This window comes from Algoriphagus iocasae, from assembly GCF_014206875.1.
Classification (GTDB): domain Bacteria; phylum Bacteroidota; class Bacteroidia; order Cytophagales; family Cyclobacteriaceae; genus Algoriphagus; species Algoriphagus iocasae.
The window spans coordinates 638,176-654,781 of sequence record NZ_JACIJO010000002.1 but is presented as its reverse complement, the minus strand read 5'-3'; the positions used below and the strand labels follow the sequence as shown (position 1 = coordinate 654,781).

19 protein-coding genes and 1 riboswitch are annotated in these 16,606 nt (G+C 39.4%); of the genes, 12 read left to right on the top strand and 7 right to left on the bottom strand.

Annotated features, from left to right (window positions below; all coding sequences use genetic code 11):
• Window positions 1-41 precede the first annotated feature (41 nt).
• Window positions 42-527 carry a hypothetical protein gene (locus FHS59_RS10290; RefSeq protein WP_184495058.1) on the top strand — a complete coding sequence of 162 codons (486 nt, stop codon included), beginning with the start codon at window positions 42-44 and terminating at the stop codon, window positions 525-527.
• A 119-nt stretch (window positions 528-646) separates the two neighbouring features.
• On the top strand, window positions 647-1,225 hold the full coding sequence (locus FHS59_RS10285; RefSeq protein WP_184495057.1) for a hypothetical protein: 579 nt from the start codon (window positions 647-649) through the stop codon (window positions 1,223-1,225).
• Window positions 1,226-1,298: 73 nt separating this feature from the next.
• On the opposite strand, the gene FHS59_RS10280 is transcribed toward FHS59_RS10285, so the two are convergent.
• Window positions 1,299-3,689, bottom strand: coding sequence for a TonB-dependent receptor (locus tag FHS59_RS10280; protein ID WP_184495056.1), 2,391 nt, complete (start codon window positions 3,687-3,689; stop codon window positions 1,299-1,301).
• 137 nt (window positions 3,690-3,826) lie between these two features.
• Window positions 3,827-3,923: riboswitch (TPP riboswitch) on the bottom strand.
• A gap of 119 nt (window positions 3,924-4,042) precedes the next feature.
• Here FHS59_RS10280 and FHS59_RS10275 point away from each other — a divergent pair.
• From FHS59_RS10275 to FHS59_RS10255, 5 genes are all read left to right on the top strand, one after another.
• The gene (locus tag FHS59_RS10275) at window positions 4,043-4,888 is read left to right on the top strand and encodes a fumarylacetoacetate hydrolase family protein (RefSeq protein ID WP_184495055.1); all 846 of its coding nucleotides are present in this window, start codon (window positions 4,043-4,045) and stop codon (window positions 4,886-4,888) included.
• Between the two features lie 10 nt (window positions 4,889-4,898).
• Window positions 4,899-5,258: a TfoX/Sxy family protein gene (locus tag FHS59_RS10270; protein WP_184495054.1), complete on the top strand. Its 360-nt coding sequence runs from the start codon at window positions 4,899-4,901 to the stop codon at window positions 5,256-5,258.
• Window positions 5,259-5,336: 78 nt separating this feature from the next.
• On the top strand, window positions 5,337-5,747 hold the full coding sequence (locus FHS59_RS10265; protein WP_184495053.1) for a hypothetical protein: 411 nt from the start codon (window positions 5,337-5,339) through the stop codon (window positions 5,745-5,747).
• 51 nt (window positions 5,748-5,798) lie between these two features.
• Window positions 5,799-6,227 (top strand): secondary thiamine-phosphate synthase enzyme YjbQ, encoded by a 429-nt coding sequence (locus FHS59_RS10260; protein ID WP_184495052.1) that lies wholly within the window; start codon window positions 5,799-5,801, stop codon window positions 6,225-6,227.
• Window positions 6,228-6,323: 96 nt separating this feature from the next.
• Window positions 6,324-8,534: a DUF5916 domain-containing protein gene (locus tag FHS59_RS10255; RefSeq protein WP_221444487.1), complete on the top strand. Its 2,211-nt coding sequence runs from the start codon at window positions 6,324-6,326 to the stop codon at window positions 8,532-8,534.
• Here FHS59_RS10255 and FHS59_RS10250 read toward each other — a convergent pair.
• Both FHS59_RS10250 and FHS59_RS10245 read right to left on the bottom strand, forming a co-directional pair.
• Complete coding sequence (locus tag FHS59_RS10250) at window positions 8,506-9,108, bottom strand: glycosyl-4,4'-diaponeurosporenoate acyltransferase CrtO family protein (protein ID WP_221444486.1); 603 nt, start codon at window positions 9,106-9,108, stop codon at window positions 8,506-8,508. The genes FHS59_RS10255 and FHS59_RS10250 overlap by 29 nt on opposite strands.
• A 3-nt stretch (window positions 9,109-9,111) precedes the next feature.
• Complete coding sequence (locus FHS59_RS10245) at window positions 9,112-10,044, bottom strand: polysaccharide deacetylase family protein (RefSeq protein ID WP_184495050.1); 933 nt, start codon at window positions 10,042-10,044, stop codon at window positions 9,112-9,114.
• A 169-nt stretch (window positions 10,045-10,213) separates the two neighbouring features.
• Between FHS59_RS10245 and FHS59_RS10240 the strand changes: the two genes are divergently transcribed.
• Together FHS59_RS10240 and FHS59_RS23440 are read left to right on the top strand one after the other, a co-directional pair.
• The gene (locus tag FHS59_RS10240; protein ID WP_221444485.1) at window positions 10,214-10,663 is read left to right on the top strand and encodes a DUF1684 domain-containing protein; all 450 of its coding nucleotides are present in this window, start codon (window positions 10,214-10,216) and stop codon (window positions 10,661-10,663) included.
• A 20-nt stretch (window positions 10,664-10,683) separates the two neighbouring features.
• A complete protein-coding gene (locus tag FHS59_RS23440; RefSeq protein WP_221444484.1) occupies window positions 10,684-10,818 on the top strand; it encodes a DUF1684 domain-containing protein in 135 nt (44 codons plus the stop codon).
• Window positions 10,819-10,823: 5 nt separating this feature from the next.
• Here FHS59_RS23440 and FHS59_RS10235 read toward each other — a convergent pair whose 3' ends face one another.
• The 4 genes from FHS59_RS10235 to FHS59_RS10220 all read right to left on the bottom strand — a co-directional run bounded on the left by FHS59_RS10235 (window position 10,824) and on the right by FHS59_RS10220 (window position 14,025).
• Window positions 10,824-11,063, bottom strand: a complete 240-nt coding sequence (locus FHS59_RS10235) for a hypothetical protein (RefSeq protein WP_184495049.1) — start codon at window positions 11,061-11,063, stop codon at window positions 10,824-10,826.
• A 215-nt stretch (window positions 11,064-11,278) separates the two neighbouring features.
• A complete protein-coding gene (locus FHS59_RS10230; RefSeq protein WP_184495048.1) occupies window positions 11,279-12,517 on the bottom strand; it encodes a serine hydrolase in 1,239 nt (412 codons plus the stop codon).
• A gap of 9 nt (window positions 12,518-12,526) precedes the next feature.
• Window positions 12,527-13,591, bottom strand: coding sequence for an aminotransferase class I/II-fold pyridoxal phosphate-dependent enzyme (locus FHS59_RS10225; RefSeq protein WP_184495047.1), 1,065 nt, complete (start codon window positions 13,589-13,591; stop codon window positions 12,527-12,529).
• Between the two features lie 11 nt (window positions 13,592-13,602).
• On the bottom strand, window positions 13,603-14,025 hold the full coding sequence (locus FHS59_RS10220; RefSeq protein ID WP_184495046.1) for a VOC family protein: 423 nt from the start codon (window positions 14,023-14,025) through the stop codon (window positions 13,603-13,605).
• A gap of 59 nt (window positions 14,026-14,084) precedes the next feature.
• Between FHS59_RS10220 and FHS59_RS10215 the strand changes: the two genes are divergently transcribed.
• The 3 genes from FHS59_RS10215 to FHS59_RS10205 are packed head-to-tail and all read left to right on the top strand — an operon-like array spanning window position 14,085 to window position 16,208.
• Window positions 14,085-14,984: a patatin-like phospholipase family protein gene (locus tag FHS59_RS10215; protein ID WP_184495045.1), complete on the top strand. Its 900-nt coding sequence runs from the start codon at window positions 14,085-14,087 to the stop codon at window positions 14,982-14,984.
• Window positions 14,974-15,588, top strand: coding sequence for a class I SAM-dependent methyltransferase (locus FHS59_RS10210; RefSeq protein WP_184495044.1), 615 nt, complete (start codon window positions 14,974-14,976; stop codon window positions 15,586-15,588). The genes FHS59_RS10215 and FHS59_RS10210 overlap by 11 nt, the downstream gene beginning before the upstream one ends.
• Window positions 15,589-15,605: 17 nt before the next feature.
• Window positions 15,606-16,208, top strand: coding sequence for a trimeric intracellular cation channel family protein (locus FHS59_RS10205; protein WP_184495043.1), 603 nt, complete (start codon window positions 15,606-15,608; stop codon window positions 16,206-16,208).
• Window positions 16,209-16,606: the final 398 nt, after the last annotated feature.

The following is a 16,606-nucleotide window of genomic DNA, read 5'->3' as shown; positions in this document are numbered from 1 at the left end:
GTGAATGTTTACTTAATTGGAGAGGAAAATCTTCAACCTAAGTGCAGAATTTCAATTACAAAAGCCGAAATGATGGCACAAAGGGCCCTAGAATACTTGGCCAGATACTTCTTGCTTCTGGGCTGATTGTTATCCTTGTCCCATTATTTCTAGATTTGGATACAGAGCCGCTGAAAATTGCCTTGGTTGGTGGAGGAGCTATATTGATTGGAATAATTTTAAGCTCTCTTAAATCAGGTATTCTTTTTGATTTCCAAAGGAGAAAATTCAAGGAATATCAGAGGATCCTCTGGTTTGAATCCGCTGAATGGGAAGTACTCCCAGAAATAAACCATGTAGAATTGATACACCACACTTTCCGAACTTCTTTTATTCCCAACGGCATTACACCTACGATGAATGGGCCGGTCACTGTTTATAAAATAATCTTGTTAGCAAATGGTGCCAAGTTTTTAGCCCTTGATTTTAGAAAGGAAAAAGATGCAGTATTGGCAATTGAAAGTATAAAACAGGGTTTGGGGATTTGAAAATGAATTAAAGAAATTTTCTTTTTCATACCTCTAATTTTTCAAATCTTTATCGAATTATTTTTCATCCTTTACATCTCAAATTGAGACTCTATTTATTTTCATTGAAATAGGAGAAAGTGATTTTTTTAAAATTTAAAACTAATTCTATCTTTATAGGATTTTCTAAAACAAAAGCTATGATTCAACTTTTAAAAGCACCCATTTGGGTAATAATTCTACTTATGTTGCTTTCAAATGTTTTGATGGTAATTAGCTTTGGAGAAGACCTATTTATATCCTCAATTTTAAATTCCTGTGGGATTATAATTTACGGTATTTATCCTCTCGCTATTGGATTGATTTTACCAGATTACCTACCAAAAAAGGTTGAAATCAGTACCACATTCTTTACCATAAATTGGGTCATTTGGATTGGAACTTTCTGTTTTGTTAATATCCTTTTTGCTGGAAATGGAATTCAATTAGAGGGACTTGCAGCGTTGCCTATTTTTTATGTTTTCTTCGCGGCAATCTATGTGTTTTTATTTCCTCTTAAGGTTCTTAAATCCGTCCAAAAACGGAGTGAGGTCTCATTTGGGGAAAGTATTGGAATGGCATTTCTTTTATTTTTCTGGCCAATAGGCATTTGGATGATACACCCGGAAGTAAAAAAAATTATAGATACCCAAGTTCCTACCGAAGAAATACCTTCCTGATTACCAAAGAAAGTTTCTTAAAGAAAAAAGCCCTTCAATTTATCAAAACTGAAGGGCTTTTTATTCGGGGTTTTTAAAACTTCAAATTCAATCCCAACATAAAGTTGGTGCCTGCCATCGGGTAATAATAGTTTTCCGTAATTAATTCTCTGCCTGTGTCGCCTGGAACGAAGTAGCTGAAAGTATATCCATTTGGCTCGTACAATTCATTGAAGATGTTATTCACCAATAAGTTTAGCTCAAGGCTTTTGAAAAATCTCGGTTGAACTTGATAGTTGATTCGAATATCGTTTGTGAAGAAAGCGTCCAAAGATCTGCTGTCACTAGCCGAATTGTCCAGAAACTGCTTTCCAACATACTTGGACATCCAGTTCAAAGAAAGATTCTCGATAGGCTTAAATTCTATTATTGCGGAAGCAATCGTATTTGGCGAAAATGCGATATCCGTGTTTTCATAAGTGAATGCCTCCTGTTGGAATTCCTCTGTGCTGTAATCATCGACATATTCAGTAAACTCCTTGATTTTATTCTGGCTTACTGTCAGGTTTCCACCGACGGTAAACGCTTTAGAGACCTGATAATTTCCTGAAAGTTCAATTCCAGCTCGGTAAGAGTTGTCTACATTTTCACGGATATAAGCTCCTACATCATTGATTTGACCAGTTAGAATAAGCTGGTCTTTGTAATCCATGTAGTAAAAATTAGCGTTATAGCTGAATTTACCAGATTGGGCTCTCACCCCAGCCTCGATGTCATTCAATCTTTCTGGTCTTGGAATTTCAGTGATCGGATTATCTGTAAAATCGGATCTCTTCGGTTCCCTGTTGGCCACTGCATAGCTTGCATACCAAATCTGACCATTGTTTCGCTCATAACTCAAACCGAATTTTGGATTGAAGAAGCCATAATTTACCTGACCGTCAACGATTCGTTGATCGTCATTGACTCCGTAAAAGGTGTAATCGATCCCGCGAAACTGTAAGTCTCCGAATAGATTCAATCCTGGGCTGATTTCATGAGTTGCCTTTAGATAAATGTTTCGATCGTCTTTAACAGCATTATTGTCATAGTAGCGATCCCGAATATTGGTAGCTCCTGCAATTCTTGCCCAGATGATTTCCCCAAAGTGATCTCCATCGTAGCGATTGATTCCACCTCCCAGAATCACATCCCATTTTCCATCATCTGAGATGTAATTGGCTGAGGCGATGCCCCCAAAGAAATCATTATCGAGCCATCTTCTGCGAATGATATCTGTAGAGGAAATGGTTTCTCCTCCGATTTCTACATCTGGTAAGCCATAGCTTGCAAAGTCATCATCCTCTCTGTACTGCTCGTAATATCCACGGCCATAGGTGTAGTGAAGCGCCGCATTGGTTTTCCAGTTATTTCCGATTTTTCCGGTATAGATCAACTGATAATGATCCTGCTGGTAATTATCTGTTTCATTGTCATAAGTGTAATAATTGAACGTCCTGTCGTCCTCCAGTTTTGATTCAGGCAATCCATACCAAGCTTGATAGGTTTGTTCCTTTCCGGAAAACACGTTCAATTTCACCACATGATTTTCACCATAATATCCGCCAGAAACAAAAAAGGATTTCAAATCAGAAAATGCCCGATCCACGTAACCATCGGAAGTAATTTTGGAAAGTCTTGCATCTACCGCAAAGCGATTATTCAAAAGGCCAGTTCCTGCTTTCACCGTATGTTTCCAAGAGTTAAAGGATCCCACAGAGTTAGAAATCTCTGCATAAGGATCATCATGACGGGTATCCGTTTGAATGTTTAGGCTTGCACCAAAAGTCGCAGCTCCATTGGTGGAGGTTCCAACACCTCGCTGGATCTGGAGGTTATCCACCGAGGATGCGAAATCTGGCATGTTGACATAAAACACTCCATGAGATTCTGCATCATTCATTGGAATTCCATTGACAGTCACGTTGATCCTGCTTTGATCCGATCCACGAATACTCATGCTGGTGTAACCAATTCCCGCTCCTGCATCAGAGTTAGTGACTACAGAAGGGGTGAAATTCAACAGAATAGGAATGTCCTGACCCAGATTCCTTTTGGCAAGTTCAGCCTTGTCAATGGTCTGGAAGGTTGTTGGTGTGGTTGCCGAGGCACGAGTTGCGGATACTATAAATTCCTCCGTCAAAAGCTCGGTAGGCTTCAGTCTAATAGTAAGTTCTTCTGCTCTTGGAAGAGTAATTACCTGCTCGGAAGTTTCAAATCCCACATAAGATACCCGGAGTAAAACTTCTCCGGACTTTAATTTGCTGATGGTAAAATTGCCATTTTCATCGGTCACGGCACCTCTGCCTTGTTTTTCGGTCCAGACAGATGCACCGATTAATGGTTCACCGGAATCGGCATCCAGAATTTTTCCTTTTAGACTTTCCTGAGCCCAAGCTGAAATTGTAAACAGGCAAAAAGCCAGGTTTAGCAGTAATTTTTTCATGTGTATTACCCTTTCGGGTCAATAAGGTGAAACATGAGAAAACTTAGGGGAAGTCTTCCTTGATTGTTTACCCGTATGCACAACTTGTACAAAACAGAAAGCGCAACGGCGCCTTTTCGCGAATTCGATTTGGTACTAGTTAATGCTGCTCATTTCCCTTCGCCGGCATTACCCGGATCAGGTCTTATGGGTATGATCTCAGCCCGAAATATTTAGGCACCCCTTATGATCTTGTTGCAAAGGTAATGGGGAAAAGCATTTATGCAATTCTCAAAAATGAAATTCCTTGTTTTCGGCAGCTAGCCTTCCCAAATCTTTTCCTTAAATTCCTGCTTCATTAAACCCTTAAACCTATGAAACTCTACAAGCTTCCTTCTGGAACCCTCCTTCAAAAAAATGATTCCTATTACCTAGGCCCAACTCTTCATTGGAACGAGCTATTGGGAAGAGAAAATCTGAAAGACTACTTGAATTTCGAGTTAAAAGGATGGAGAGTGCTAGAAATTGAAGAGGCTGAAAAATTACTGGACGTGGGCGTTTTGGCTCCAATGGGAGATCAAGAAATTTGGGCAGCAGGAGTAACTTATTATCGAAGTAGAACCGCAAGAATGGAAGAAAGCCAGGATGCTGGTGGGGCGGATTTCTATGATAAAGTGTATGCTGCAGACCGCCCAGAATTATTTTTTAAAGCGACAGCCAGCAGAGTTTCCCCTCCTGGCGGTAAAGTAAATATCCGTAAAGATTCTACTTGGGATGTGCCGGAACCTGAACTGACCTTGGTGATTTCACCAGCTGGACGAATTCAGGGATTTACTGTAGGAAATGATATGAGTAGCCGCAGTATTGAAGGAGAAAACCCTCTTTATTTGCCTCAGGCAAAAGTGTATCAAGGATGTGCAGCTATTGGACCTTGTATTTTGGTGCAGGATGAGATAATATCTGAAGAATCAAAAGTACGCTTGGAGATTTTTAGAGAAGGCCAACTTGCATTTGCCGGAGAAACAGCTTTGACGCAGTTGAAAAGAAAACCCCAAGAATTGGCGGATTGGCTTTTCCGTGCAAACACCTTCCCGATTGGGTGTTTTCTGATGACAGGAACTGGTATTGTTCCAGATAATTTTACTCTAGAAGCCGGTGACAAAGTGAGAATTGGAATCGACGGAATTGGGGTTTTGGAAAACTTTATTGGTAAAATCTAACTTCTAAACTTTGGCCTACGACGAATACTTAGTGGAGCGTCTCCAGTCTAGTTTGAAACGAAGGGGCGTTGCTTTTACCCATAAGAAAATGATGGGTGGAATGCTCTTTATGGTCGATGATAAAATGTTGATGGGAGTCAATCAGGATAAGAATTCCAAAGTAGACCGATTGATGGTAAGGGTGGGTGAGGAAGCTGAGGGTTTGTGTATGAAAAGGACAGGTTGTAGACCGATGGAATTTACCGGAAGACCCATGAAAGGTTTTTTATTCGTTGATCCTGAAGGCTTTGACTTGGATGAGGACTGGGAGTTTTGGGTGGAAATGGCCTTAAAGTATAATCCATTGGCAAAAAGCAGCAAAAAAAGATAATTAAAAGTTTAGCAGAGGTTTAATCTTGGCAAAGAAGTTGATCAAAGGAGATTGCTCTTACTAGAACAGATTAAACCAATGAAACAATTTTCAATTTTTGCGCTGATAGCACTAGTTGCCTTTTCATGCGATTTCAATGAAATGCCCGAATTACGTGATGAAAGTCAAAAATGGGCTTTGGCAGGATACCAAGTCGATGTTTCCGGAAATTTAGAATATACCAATATTCAGGATTCAGCCTATGTGTATGCGTTGATGCCAAATGGTACTTTTACCAAAACAGTTGGAGATTATAAATTAGAAGGAGAATATGAACAAAGTACTTCAGATGGATTGACACGGTATAAGTTTACTTATTCCGCCACCAATAGCCTATTGATCCACAGTTGCTCTTCTGGAACTGAGGACTATTTTATCAATAGCAAAGGTCAGTTAACCGGAACATGGGATGAATGTGACGGACCGAAATTATACTTTGATAAACAATAATTTTAAGGAGGTTTTTACCTCCTTTTTTATTTTCTGGTTTTACTTTTAGGGATGAGCCAGTTTTTTCAGAAAAAATTAAAATTACCAGCCTTTCCATCAGGATACCATTTGATCACGGATTTGATCGAAGAGGAATTTCCGGAACTGAGAAAAATAAAAATCGGATTCCTCCAAGTTTTTATCCAGCATACTTCTGCTGCCCTTACCATCAATGAAAATGCGGATCCAACGGTGAGGAAAGATTTTCAAACCTTTGTCAATGAGCTGATTCCAGAAAATTACCCGAAGTTTATTCATACCTACGAAGGTCCAGATGATATGCCCGCTCATATCAAAGCCAGTTTTTTTGATTCCAGCCTTCAGATTCCTATTTCCAATGGGAAATTAGCCCTCGGTACATGGCAGGGAGTCTATTTGTGTGAATTTCGGCGTTATGCTTCAGGTAGAAACCTGATATTGACCGCTTTTGGCGAAACCTAAGGTAAATCTCACATACCATCCGAAAATTTGACCATTGGTATAATAATGTTCCTATCCTAACCGTTGTCCGATACTTTTGCGAGGTATCACTCGGCTATGCGGAACTATATTTTATTTTTTATCTATTTTCTTTTACAATCTTATTCAGTAGTTGCTCAGTCAACTTCTGCAAACAATGCTTTTGCCTTTAAAATCCAAAATCCAATCGTTTTAGACGGAGAATTGGATGAGGAAATCTGGAATGAAGAAGATGGATGGAACGGGAATTTCATGCAATATTTTCCTTCTGATACATCAGAATCGGTAATTATGACCCGGGTGAAAATAGCCTTTGATGACAATAATCTCTACTTGGCTGCGGTAATGATGAATAATGGCCCACGCGATTATATTTCCACTTCTTTGAGAAGAGATTATCGTGGTGAGGCCAATGACGGGATCACTTTTGTCTTTGACACATTCAATGATAAAACCAACGCCTTTCAGTTCGGGATCAACCCCTATGGAGTACAAAGAGAAGGACTTTTATCGAATGGAGGGACCAAGTCTGAGGACCTGAGTTTAGCTTGGGATAATAAATGGTTTGCAGAAGCCATCATCAAAGAAGACCGCTGGCAGGTCGAGGCCATCATTCCCTTGTCGACTATTCGCTTCAAGGATGGTGGACAAAACTGGAATGTCAATTTCTACAGAATTGATAGCCATGAAGGGGAAAGAAGCACCTGGTCACCTATCCCTAGAAACTTCTCAATTATTTCGACTGCATTTAACAGAAAGTTGATTTTTGAAGAGCCGATCAGGAAGAACTCTGCCAATATTTCTTTGATACCATATGTGGCAGGAAAGACATCCAAAAATTATCTGGAGAATACCAGCGAGAAATTTACTCCTGCGGTGGGTGGAGATGCGAAAATTGGAATTGGTCCGGCGATGAATCTGGATTTGACTTTCAACCCCGATTTTTCGCAGGTTGAAGTGGATCAACAAGTAACAAATCTGGATCGATTTGAAATATTCTTTCCAGAACGGAGACAATTTTTTCTAGAAAATGCCGATCTCTTTGACAGCTTTGGTCAGACTCGATCCAGACCTTTTTTCTCCAGAAGAATTGGGGTAGATATTGATTCGGCCACAGGCCAAAATGTGCAGAGTAAAATTATTTATGGAGCTAGACTCAGTGGCAAAATCAATGAAAATTGGAGAATTGGCCTGATGAATATGCAAACTGCGACGGATGATGAAGCAGGAATTACAGGTAAGAATTTCTCTGTTTTTGCAATTCAAAAGAAGCTTTTTGCCAGATCAAATATTGGGTTGATCTATGTGGATAAGGAGTCTTTGGCTCTGGATGAATACCAATCTCTATTTAACCCAAATGAATACAACCGCCTGATAGGACTGGATTATAATCTAAACTCAGCTAATGGAAAATGGACTGGAAAAATGTTTTATCACAGGACTTTTGAATCAGTCGAAACCGTTAAGCCATATTCATTTAATGCTTACATGCTTTTCAGTGACATCCATTGGGCATGGAGTGCGAGTTTTCAAGATATAGGAAAGGATTTTAATCCAGAAGTAGGTTATCTCCCACGGTCAAACTTCAAGCGATTTAACCCGGATGTCTCCTACATGTTTTATCCAAAATCTAAGTTGATTAACAGGCATGGACCAAAACTGGAGTTTGAAGGGTATTGGAATGAAGATATCGGAACAACAGATCGGGATATTAATTTGAGCTATAGTGTTAGATTTAATTCATTTTCCCAACTGACGCTGACCCAGAAAAACAGATATGTTTATTTATTTCAGGATTTTGACCCGACAAGAACAGGTGGGGAAAAGCTGCCTGCTGGCTCGGACTATTATACAAAAACAATTGGCTTGCTTTACAACAGCAATCCGAGAAATGCTTTTAATGTCAAATTGGAAGCAGAGGGAGGCCAATATTACACGGGAAATTTCCAAAGAGTTATCAGTGAACTCGGATTGAGAATAGGATATACTGCCAATATCTCCATGAATTTCAATTATGCTAGAATCCGACTTCCTGAACCTCAGAATGATGCAGATCTGGTTTTGGTAGGACCAAGAATCGACCTGACCTTCACTAAGAAGCTATTCTGGACGACCTTTATTCAGTACAATAATCAGATTGATAACCTGAATATCAACACGCGTTTACAATGGAGATTTGCTCCGGTTTCTGATTTCTTCCTGGTTTATACGGATAATTATTTCCCGGAAAGCTTCACTCCAAAACAGCGTTCTTTGGTGTTTAAGCTGAATTACTGGTTGAATCTTTAAGCCTCTTTAATATCGGAGAAAGTCTGGCTCGATGGCTTCTTTGAAGCAAAACCGGATAGAGATTTGCCAAAATATTCAAGACTAAATTGATCAAAGCCATTTTCCAAAATCCCAATAGAAGGCTCCAGATACTTAAAACAAGAAGAATGAAAAAGGGGATCAAATGACCGAATTCCGACATTTTTGACTCCTTCACCCAATGAAAGATTCCGGATTTTGTTCCATTGAAATACCGTTTTTGTTGGTCTTTATTTCTCCAGAAAGTGAAAAGCAGAAATTTTTGAAACAAGCCTATACCGATCTTTTTTGAAAATGAAATCAGTTGATTCGGGCTTTTGATCTGATAATAACTGTCTGGAAGTAGTCTATAAGTAGGCCAAGCAAATCCAGCAAAAGCAAATGCTCCTAGAATAAAAAGGTTTGCTAAAAAGGGGAAAATGAAAGCTTCCAAAGTTTCATGGCTTTGCACTTTTTCCCAATCCATGATCAGTTCGTATGATCTGAAAATCAAGAAAATACTTCCAAAAGAAAGTAAAATTTTGCTGAGAATGTTTCTGAACGTACCTCCTATCAAAGCTTAAAGTGTTTTTCCGATTTCCTTCCAGGTGATCAATTTGATATTGTTTTTTTGGATCAATTCTTTGGCCTTTTCGCTTGTGAAAAAATCAAAATCTGCTTGTCTCCATGGGGCGTGATAGCTGTCGTGTCCTGCAGTGACTGCATTCATCTCCTCATCGTCAAAAGCCAAATGGATCAACATCACATGGACTCCGGGTTTTAAATTCGTTAGCTGTTTGGTATAAAATTCCTCCATTCCTGATTCATAATCCTCCGGATTAGCCATGATAATTTCATTAATAACAGGAATATTTTCCAGATTTATTCCTTCAAAAAGTGCCTTGTTTGGTTTGATGATTCCTTCCATTATTTGGGTGTTGACCATGGCAGGGACCTTTAGCTCTTGGGCAATTTTTAGATAGGATCGCAAGTATTCGGGTCTTCCATAAAATATGCATCCCATATGAGAATCGAGGTGAGTGGGTGTGATTCCCATCTCATTTGCACCTTTTATCTGTGCTCTGATTTCCAATTCTACCTCTTCGGGACTCGCATTCGCTGTTACCGGCGGGCAATCTGGATACATGAATCCTTTTTCGTTTGTGAGTCCGGGCACCACTGATTTTCCAGCTTTTGGAGGCCAATTGTAATTATTCCACTCGTTGGTCAAAGTAATATGAATCCCGACATCGGCATCAGGAATTTCTTTAGCCATCACTCCTACTTCTGCAGACCAAGCACTTGGCACCATCATACTTGTAGAAGTCACCAAGCCGGATTTTAATGCCTCAAAAGTTGCTTTGTTTTGAGAATGGGATACACCCACATCATCTCCATGAATAATCAATAATTTGTCCTCCTTGGAATAGCCGAGTTTTTCGGCAAGGGATTGTGCCTGAGTGGTCAAAGGAGTTAAAAAAAGAAAGGCGAAATAGATCGGTAGATTTTTCATGTTGGAAAATTGTATTCCCAAGATAAAATTTTTCTCAAATACCCTTCTACATTAATTCATCCAATTTGCAGAAGACAATTTTATCTTACCCATTCTAATAAGAAGGAGAATTGGCGATATTTGAAATCAACATTACCTCAGAATTTTGAGGACTTACGATAGAATTAGAATGAAAAAATTACTCCTTTCCTGTCTTTTGATGGCTTTCATTTCAGGCATTTCAATAGCACAGGATTATAAAAAGACAATAGTTGCGTTTCAGGAAGAGCTCAATGCGGAATTTAAAAATCCTGATGAATCTCCACTATCTGCAGCAGAAAGAAAGGAGTTTAAGGGGTTACCATTTTTTTCAATTGATGAAAAATACAAGGTGCTCGCAAAATTTGAAAAACTTCCTCCAAGAAGTCTATTTCAGATGAAAACTACCGCCAATTCCATCAAGGATTACGATGTTTACGGCGTCCTCACATTTACTTTGGAAGGGAAAGAGTTCCGCTTAAATGTTTACCAAAGCCATATCCTGAGAACTCAGGAAAAGTATCAAGATTATCTATTTCTTCCTTTTACAGACATGACGAATGGTGAGGAAACTTATGGTGGAGAAGGTATATGGATTTAAAAATTCCTGTCGGCGATACCATGGAACTCGATTTTAACAAAGCGTACAATCCGTTTTGTGCCTATGCGGAAGGATATGCTTGTCCAATTCCGCCAAGTGAGAATGATTTACAGCTTGCAATCTGTGCTGGAGTAAAATATGAGCCGAAACACTGAACAGGCTATTTTTTGAATTCTTTTACTTTCGTCCTATACACCCATAGATAGGAGAAAAATCCCAAAAATACCTGAAGGAATAAGAAGTAAAGCCAAGTGTAGGTTTCGGATAATGGCTCAAAATTGATTTTTCCATTGTAGTAAAGCTTGGAAATGACCAAGGCTATCGTACAGGAAGGAAGAACAATTGCCAACCAAAAATTGAGAAATGAGCGGTAAATGAATGGGATTTTATTAGACTTCATTCTTAGGCTTGGTTTTCTGGTTTTTTTTATAAAAAAAGAAAAGGTCCATAAAAAAGGCCCAAATCATCCATTTCCCAAATTGGAAATAGAAATCATCGATGGGGATCTCTAACAAGTTGAAAGTTCTGTGAACCACCATCAGATAAATCAATGTGCAAGGAATTGCGAATAATGGTATTCGAACATACCATTTACTTTTTCCATATTCTTTAAATCTACTTAGATCCATAGTCAAAAGTGAAATTACTTAAATCAGGCTGAATCGTTTTTTTGCGTTGCAATTCTAATTGGTATAAATAATCGCCGAGCTCAGCAAAAAATGGTTTGCCGATTTCCTCAAATTCATAAACGTTGTCATTAAGGATTTCGTTTTCATTTACGTAGACGACAGCGGAAACAAAAAATTCAACCTTGTTTTCCAAATCCACAAAATAACTTCCATCGATTAGGAAGCCATATGACCAACCCGTTTTATTAAAAATTCGGAAATTTTTTGGAATCGGATTTTTCGAATTTCCGAATTTGAAAAACTTGGAATACCCGTCATAAAATTCATTCCGATCATATGTTGGGAAGTCACTTTCTGCCGGAAACATGCTCATATATTTCAGCACAAATTTTCTGTTTTCTTCGCTGATATGAAACTGTTCTACTTCAGGAAATGCCTGTGGAAAAATTACTCTTTGAACAACACCATGAAGTTCTGATAACGGAAATTTATTCTTAAATGTGAAGTCCATTGGACCCTGAACTAGAGAATCATTGACCATATGTGCTTTTCCGATCATTGGATTTCCCGGAACTTTATATATCATTTCTGTATGTCTTTCCGGTAATTCCAAAAGAACTTTTCCTGACTTATCCACAAAACGAATTGGGTTAAAATAGCGATTTTCCTCTGCAGAAATTGGAAAAGCAAGACGCTGGCTGATGACAGTTTTCCACAAGCCCTTCTCTTTCAGTTTATTATGAATATAGTCCTGACCTATAAGTTCATAGAGTCGATTATTGGCATCGTTATCGGATACCAAAAGAATTTTTTTGATATAGTTTGCAATGCTCGGAAGTGAATCTTTTGAGGAATTATCCACAAGCGCAGGAATCTGTGAAGGCCGAACGGAATCAACCAAAAAAATCGATTCTTTTGTTAAGTTATCCACATTATTTTCCTCCAACCATTCCAATGCCAAAAGCGCAATTGGGAGTTTGACTGTTGAAGCAGGATAATAATAGAGCGAGTCATTTAGATGAAAGGAATAATCCGTAAAAATTGGATTTCCATGTTCATTTCTATCGATCTGTGTATACAGAATCTGTACTTTATATCGCTCAGGATCCGATAGAACTTTTTCTAATGTTGGATACTTGCTAAAATCATCTTCAAAGGGATTTTCGCTTTTTGTACTACAAGAAATTGTCAATAGTAGGAAAGCCAGAAATAGAGAAATTCTCATGATTCAAGGTTATTTACTCTTATAGATTTTATTGATATAAGACCAAATAGAATCAATGTCTTCTGCATTGTGAAAAGCGGAAATAATTATTCTATTCACAGATGGATCTTTAGATGTAGGATAAGGAAACGAAGAAGTAATGATCTTATTTGCCTCAAACTTTTCGACCCAGGACTCAGGACGATAGGAAAAAACAGGATAGTTTTCTTCTCCTTTGATGTGTTCGGGAATCTTGTTTTTCTTGGAGAAATACTTGATCAATTGTATCAGCCTTACTCTTCTTTCTTCATAAACGATTTTTGCATTTAGAAATGCATACAGATAGGCCGGAGGACAAGGGGAAGCTCCTCCGTAAATCGGGAGATTTTTGATCGCTTTGCAGGTATTTTGATCTCCAAGAATGATTCCTGCCGGTAGTCCAAGACCTTTTCCAAGAGACCCAGTGACTACTAATTTTAACGGAAGGTTTTTCCATTGGCTGAAGGTTCCAAAAATCCCTTTTCCAAGAATCCCAAAAGCATGGCTATCGTCTATCAATAGACTGACTTCGTGTTTTTCGGCAATTTGCACCAACCAGGAATAGTCGTGAATTTCTGGGAGCATTGGATTTACGGCATTTCCCAGAACCAAGATCTTTTGGGGTTCTGCATTGCTCGATTTCTCCAGGCATTCATTTTTCCAATCCTCAAATTCTTGAGTTGCATCTGGCTTTAATTCGATGGGTAGAATTGCGGGATGGGTATCAGGTGCCACCCAAATTTGGTCCGTTCCTTTGCTGAGATACTGTAGTGCGGCGATTCCAGCCAGATAGCCACTACTCATTGAGAGAGCTGCTTCTGCTTCTGTTTCTTTGGCAAAATAATTTTCGAACTGATCGAATATTTGAAGTCGGACAGAATTAATCCTGCTCAAGCCGTGATTCAGGCCATATTGCTCCATCCCGATTACTACCTGCTCTTGGAACTCAGGTACCAGATCTATTCCCAAATAGGAAGTCCCGCTGAAATAATGGTAGGTTTTTCCTTGGTGAATTATTTGGCGGTCAATTCTGGTATTTAAGTTAAAAACCTTCAAATCTCTGGGGTTTACTTGGCAAAAATCTGCGATTCATCCTGAAATGATTTGAATTCCAAGGCATTTCCGCATGGGTCTAGAAAAAACATGGTGGCCTGCTCTCCTACTTCTCCTTTGAAGCGGATGTAGGGTTCGATGACAAATTCGATCCCATGAGCTTTTAATTTATCCGCCAATTCATGCCATTCATCCCAAGGTAAAATTGCTCCAAAATGGCGAACGGGTACATTTTTACCGTCTACAGCATTGGTTTTGGCAAGTGCCAACTCTTCAGGTTTGATATGAGCGGAGAGTTGGTGGCCAAAGAAATTGAAGTCGATCCATTTGTCGGTGCTTCTGCCGATGTCGCAGCCTAGCAATTCCCCATAAAATGCTCTGGTTTCTTCAATGTCCCTGATCGGGAAAGCCAGGTGAAAAGGTTTAAATTGGCTCATAATGCGTACTTTCGTTTGAATATTTCTGCTTCAATTTAGTTTATTATTCTTTGAAAAAAATGTCTGAAAGTAAATCAGTGTCTTTGGTTTTGAGCAGCGGTGGCGCAAGAGGATTAGCGCATGTTGGGGTCATAGAGGAATTGGAACATAGGGGATATAAAATTGCCGAAATCGCAGGTTGCTCGGCAGGTGCTTTGGTGGGTGGAATGTACGCTGCAGGTAAGCTCGAGGAGTTTAAAGATTGGATTTGTCATCTGGATCGGGTGGATGTTTTTTCGTTGATGGACTTTACCTTTTCCAGTAGGGGATTTATAAAAGGCGAAAAAGTGTACACCGCACTGAAGAAGGTAGTGAAGGACTGTCAAATAGAAGATTTTCAAATCCCTTTTTCCTGCAATGCTGTGGATTACAAAAGCGGAAAGGAAGTGATTTTTAGATCTGGGAGTTTGTATGCTGCGATCCGTGCCTCTGGGAGTATTCCTACAGTGTTTCAACCAGCCAAAATGCATAAACTTGAATTGATCGACGGTGGAGTTCTCAATCCTGTTCCCATTTCACTCCTGAATAACCCCATGGAAAGAACCATTGTGGTTGTGGGACTGAATGGGCCGGATTCAGAATTGATCATTCCTCCAAAAAAAGATGCGGAAGGACATCGCTTTATTTCTTTGCCTGGATGGCTTAAGGAGTACCGAACCAAAATGAAACAGTATTTTCCTGAGCAGGAGAAAGTAGAAAAATCGACCTCTTTGAGTTCTATCAATTTAATGACGAGGTCTTTTGATTTGCTTCAGGATCGTTTTTGCAGTTTGCTGATTGAAAAGTATCCTGTGGATATCAAAATAAGAGTTGCAAGGAATCAGGCAGGAACGCTGGAATTTCATAGAGCTGCCGAATTAGTTGAAATTGGAAGAGAAAAGGCCAAATTAGCATTAGACAAATGGGAAGATGGACTATAAGGAACTGAATAGATTACTCGGAAATATTGATGTATACCTGTTCGACCAGATCTTGAAAGGTCGATTTAGTAAGGATATGAAAATCCTTGATGCAGGCTGTGGAGAGGGAAGAAATGCGGTTTATTTTATCAATTCCGGCTATCAGGTTTTTGGTATCGATCAAAATGATACAGCGATTCAATACTGCCGGTACCTTTCGAAAAGTTTGGATCCCGGGTATGATTCGCATCGATTTCAAGTAGGAGAGCTGGAGAATATTCCTTTTCACAAGGAAGCTTTCGATGCGGTGATTTGCATGGCAGTGCTTCATTTTGCGAAGGACGAGGCGAATTTCTGGCAAATGATCCAAGAAATGATGAGGGTTTTGAAGCCTGGAGGCACTTTATGGTTTCGGACGTGTACAGGTTTTGGAGGGATTTTGGAGGATTCTCAATCCTTGGGAAATGGTAGATATTTACTTCCAGATGGATCGGAGCGTTTTGTGCTGAGCAAGGAGCAAATGGATCGATTTCAGGAATTTGGATTGGAATTTTTGGAAGGTCCTAAAACGGTGCTTGTTTTGGGACAAAGAGAGATGGGTGTTTTTGTCATGAATAAAATTTAATTGTAAACAATCAAAAAATGGATTTACAATACGGCTTAGAACTAGTCGGGACATTTGTATTTGCTATTTCTGGTGCTTTGGCTATCCGGGAGCGAGAGCATGATATGTTCGGAGCTGGCTTTACCGGATTTATCACCGCCATAGGAGGGGGAACTTTGCGTGATATTTTGTTGGATAGTTATCCTTTGGTTTGGATCGGTGATGTTAAATTTTTGTATGCCATTCTTGCTGGGGTTTTGGCAGCGTTTATTTTCCCCAATTTTTTGAGTAGACTTCGAAAGACCTTCTTTTTGTTTGATACGCTCGGAATTGGATTTTTTACCGTTTTGGGTGTTGAAAAAGCATTGAGTTTGGGAGTGAGACCGGAGATTGCTGCAATTATGGGAATGTTTTCGGCAGTGATGGGAGGCGTGATCCGCGATACCCTGACAAATGAAATCCCGATTCTCTTCCGAAAAGAAGTGTATGCTTCAGCTTGTCTAGCTGGTGCTGTTTTGTATGTGGTTTTGGACTATTTCGAGGTAGACCGAAATTACAATATGTTGATATCCATGTCTTTGGTGATCAGTATTCGGTTTTTGGCAATGAAATATAAATTGAGCTTGCCGAGGCTTGATTAGAATTCAGAAATTTCAAGAAAGTCTCAGTTCTCAGTCTCAGTTTTTCAGCTCTAGAACATAGAAAATTAGAATTCTAAAGCGAAATTTGGTGGTGTCATTTCGACCGAAGGGAGAAATCTCTTCTATACTGATCCCGCAGATGTCTGCAGAAAAGGTTCGCAGATTCGCACAGAAACAGAATTTTATCAGCGGAAATCTGCGTTTGACTTCAGCGAGGATCAGCGGGAAATAATCAGTGGAAAAATATCCTCCCCCAGATGTCCGCAGAAAATCCGCAGATCGGTGCAGAATGATAATTAATTCAGTGAAAATCTGCGGTATTTCATCGGCGAGAATCAGCGGGAAAAAATCAACGGAAAAGAATCCTCCCGCAGATGTCCGCAGAAAAGGTTCGCAGA

Bases quoted from the DNA above. Each gene is read 5' to 3' on its own strand.
- FHS59_RS10275 (WP_184495055.1), top strand. From the start codon at position 4,043: ATGAAACTCTACAAGCTTCCTTCTGGAACCCTCCTTCAAAAAAATGAT.
- FHS59_RS10235 (WP_184495049.1), bottom strand. From the start codon at position 11,063: ATGAAGTCTAATAAAATCCCATTCATTTACCGCTCATTTCTCAATTTT.
- FHS59_RS10255 (WP_221444487.1), top strand. From the start codon at position 6,324: ATGCGGAACTATATTTTATTTTTTATCTATTTTCTTTTACAATCTTAT.
- FHS59_RS10220 (WP_184495046.1), bottom strand. From the start codon at position 14,025: ATGAGCCAATTTAAACCTTTTCACCTGGCTTTCCCGATCAGGGACATT.
- FHS59_RS23440 (WP_221444484.1), top strand. From the start codon at position 10,684: ATGGAACTCGATTTTAACAAAGCGTACAATCCGTTTTGTGCCTATGCG.
- FHS59_RS10240 (WP_221444485.1), top strand. From the start codon at position 10,214: ATGAAAAAATTACTCCTTTCCTGTCTTTTGATGGCTTTCATTTCAGGC.
- FHS59_RS10215 (WP_184495045.1), top strand. From the start codon at position 14,085: ATGTCTGAAAGTAAATCAGTGTCTTTGGTTTTGAGCAGCGGTGGCGCA.
- FHS59_RS10205 (WP_184495043.1), top strand. From the start codon at position 15,606: ATGGATTTACAATACGGCTTAGAACTAGTCGGGACATTTGTATTTGCT.
- FHS59_RS10230 (WP_184495048.1), bottom strand. From the start codon at position 12,517: ATGAGAATTTCTCTATTTCTGGCTTTCCTACTATTGACAATTTCTTGT.
- FHS59_RS10245 (WP_184495050.1), bottom strand. From the start codon at position 10,044: ATGAAAAATCTACCGATCTATTTCGCCTTTCTTTTTTTAACTCCTTTG.
- FHS59_RS10260 (WP_184495052.1), top strand. From the start codon at position 5,799: ATGAGCCAGTTTTTTCAGAAAAAATTAAAATTACCAGCCTTTCCATCA.
- FHS59_RS10280 (WP_184495056.1), bottom strand. From the start codon at position 3,689: ATGAAAAAATTACTGCTAAACCTGGCTTTTTGCCTGTTTACAATTTCA.
- FHS59_RS10265 (WP_184495053.1), top strand. From the start codon at position 5,337: ATGAAACAATTTTCAATTTTTGCGCTGATAGCACTAGTTGCCTTTTCA.
- FHS59_RS10210 (WP_184495044.1), top strand. From the start codon at position 14,974: ATGGACTATAAGGAACTGAATAGATTACTCGGAAATATTGATGTATAC.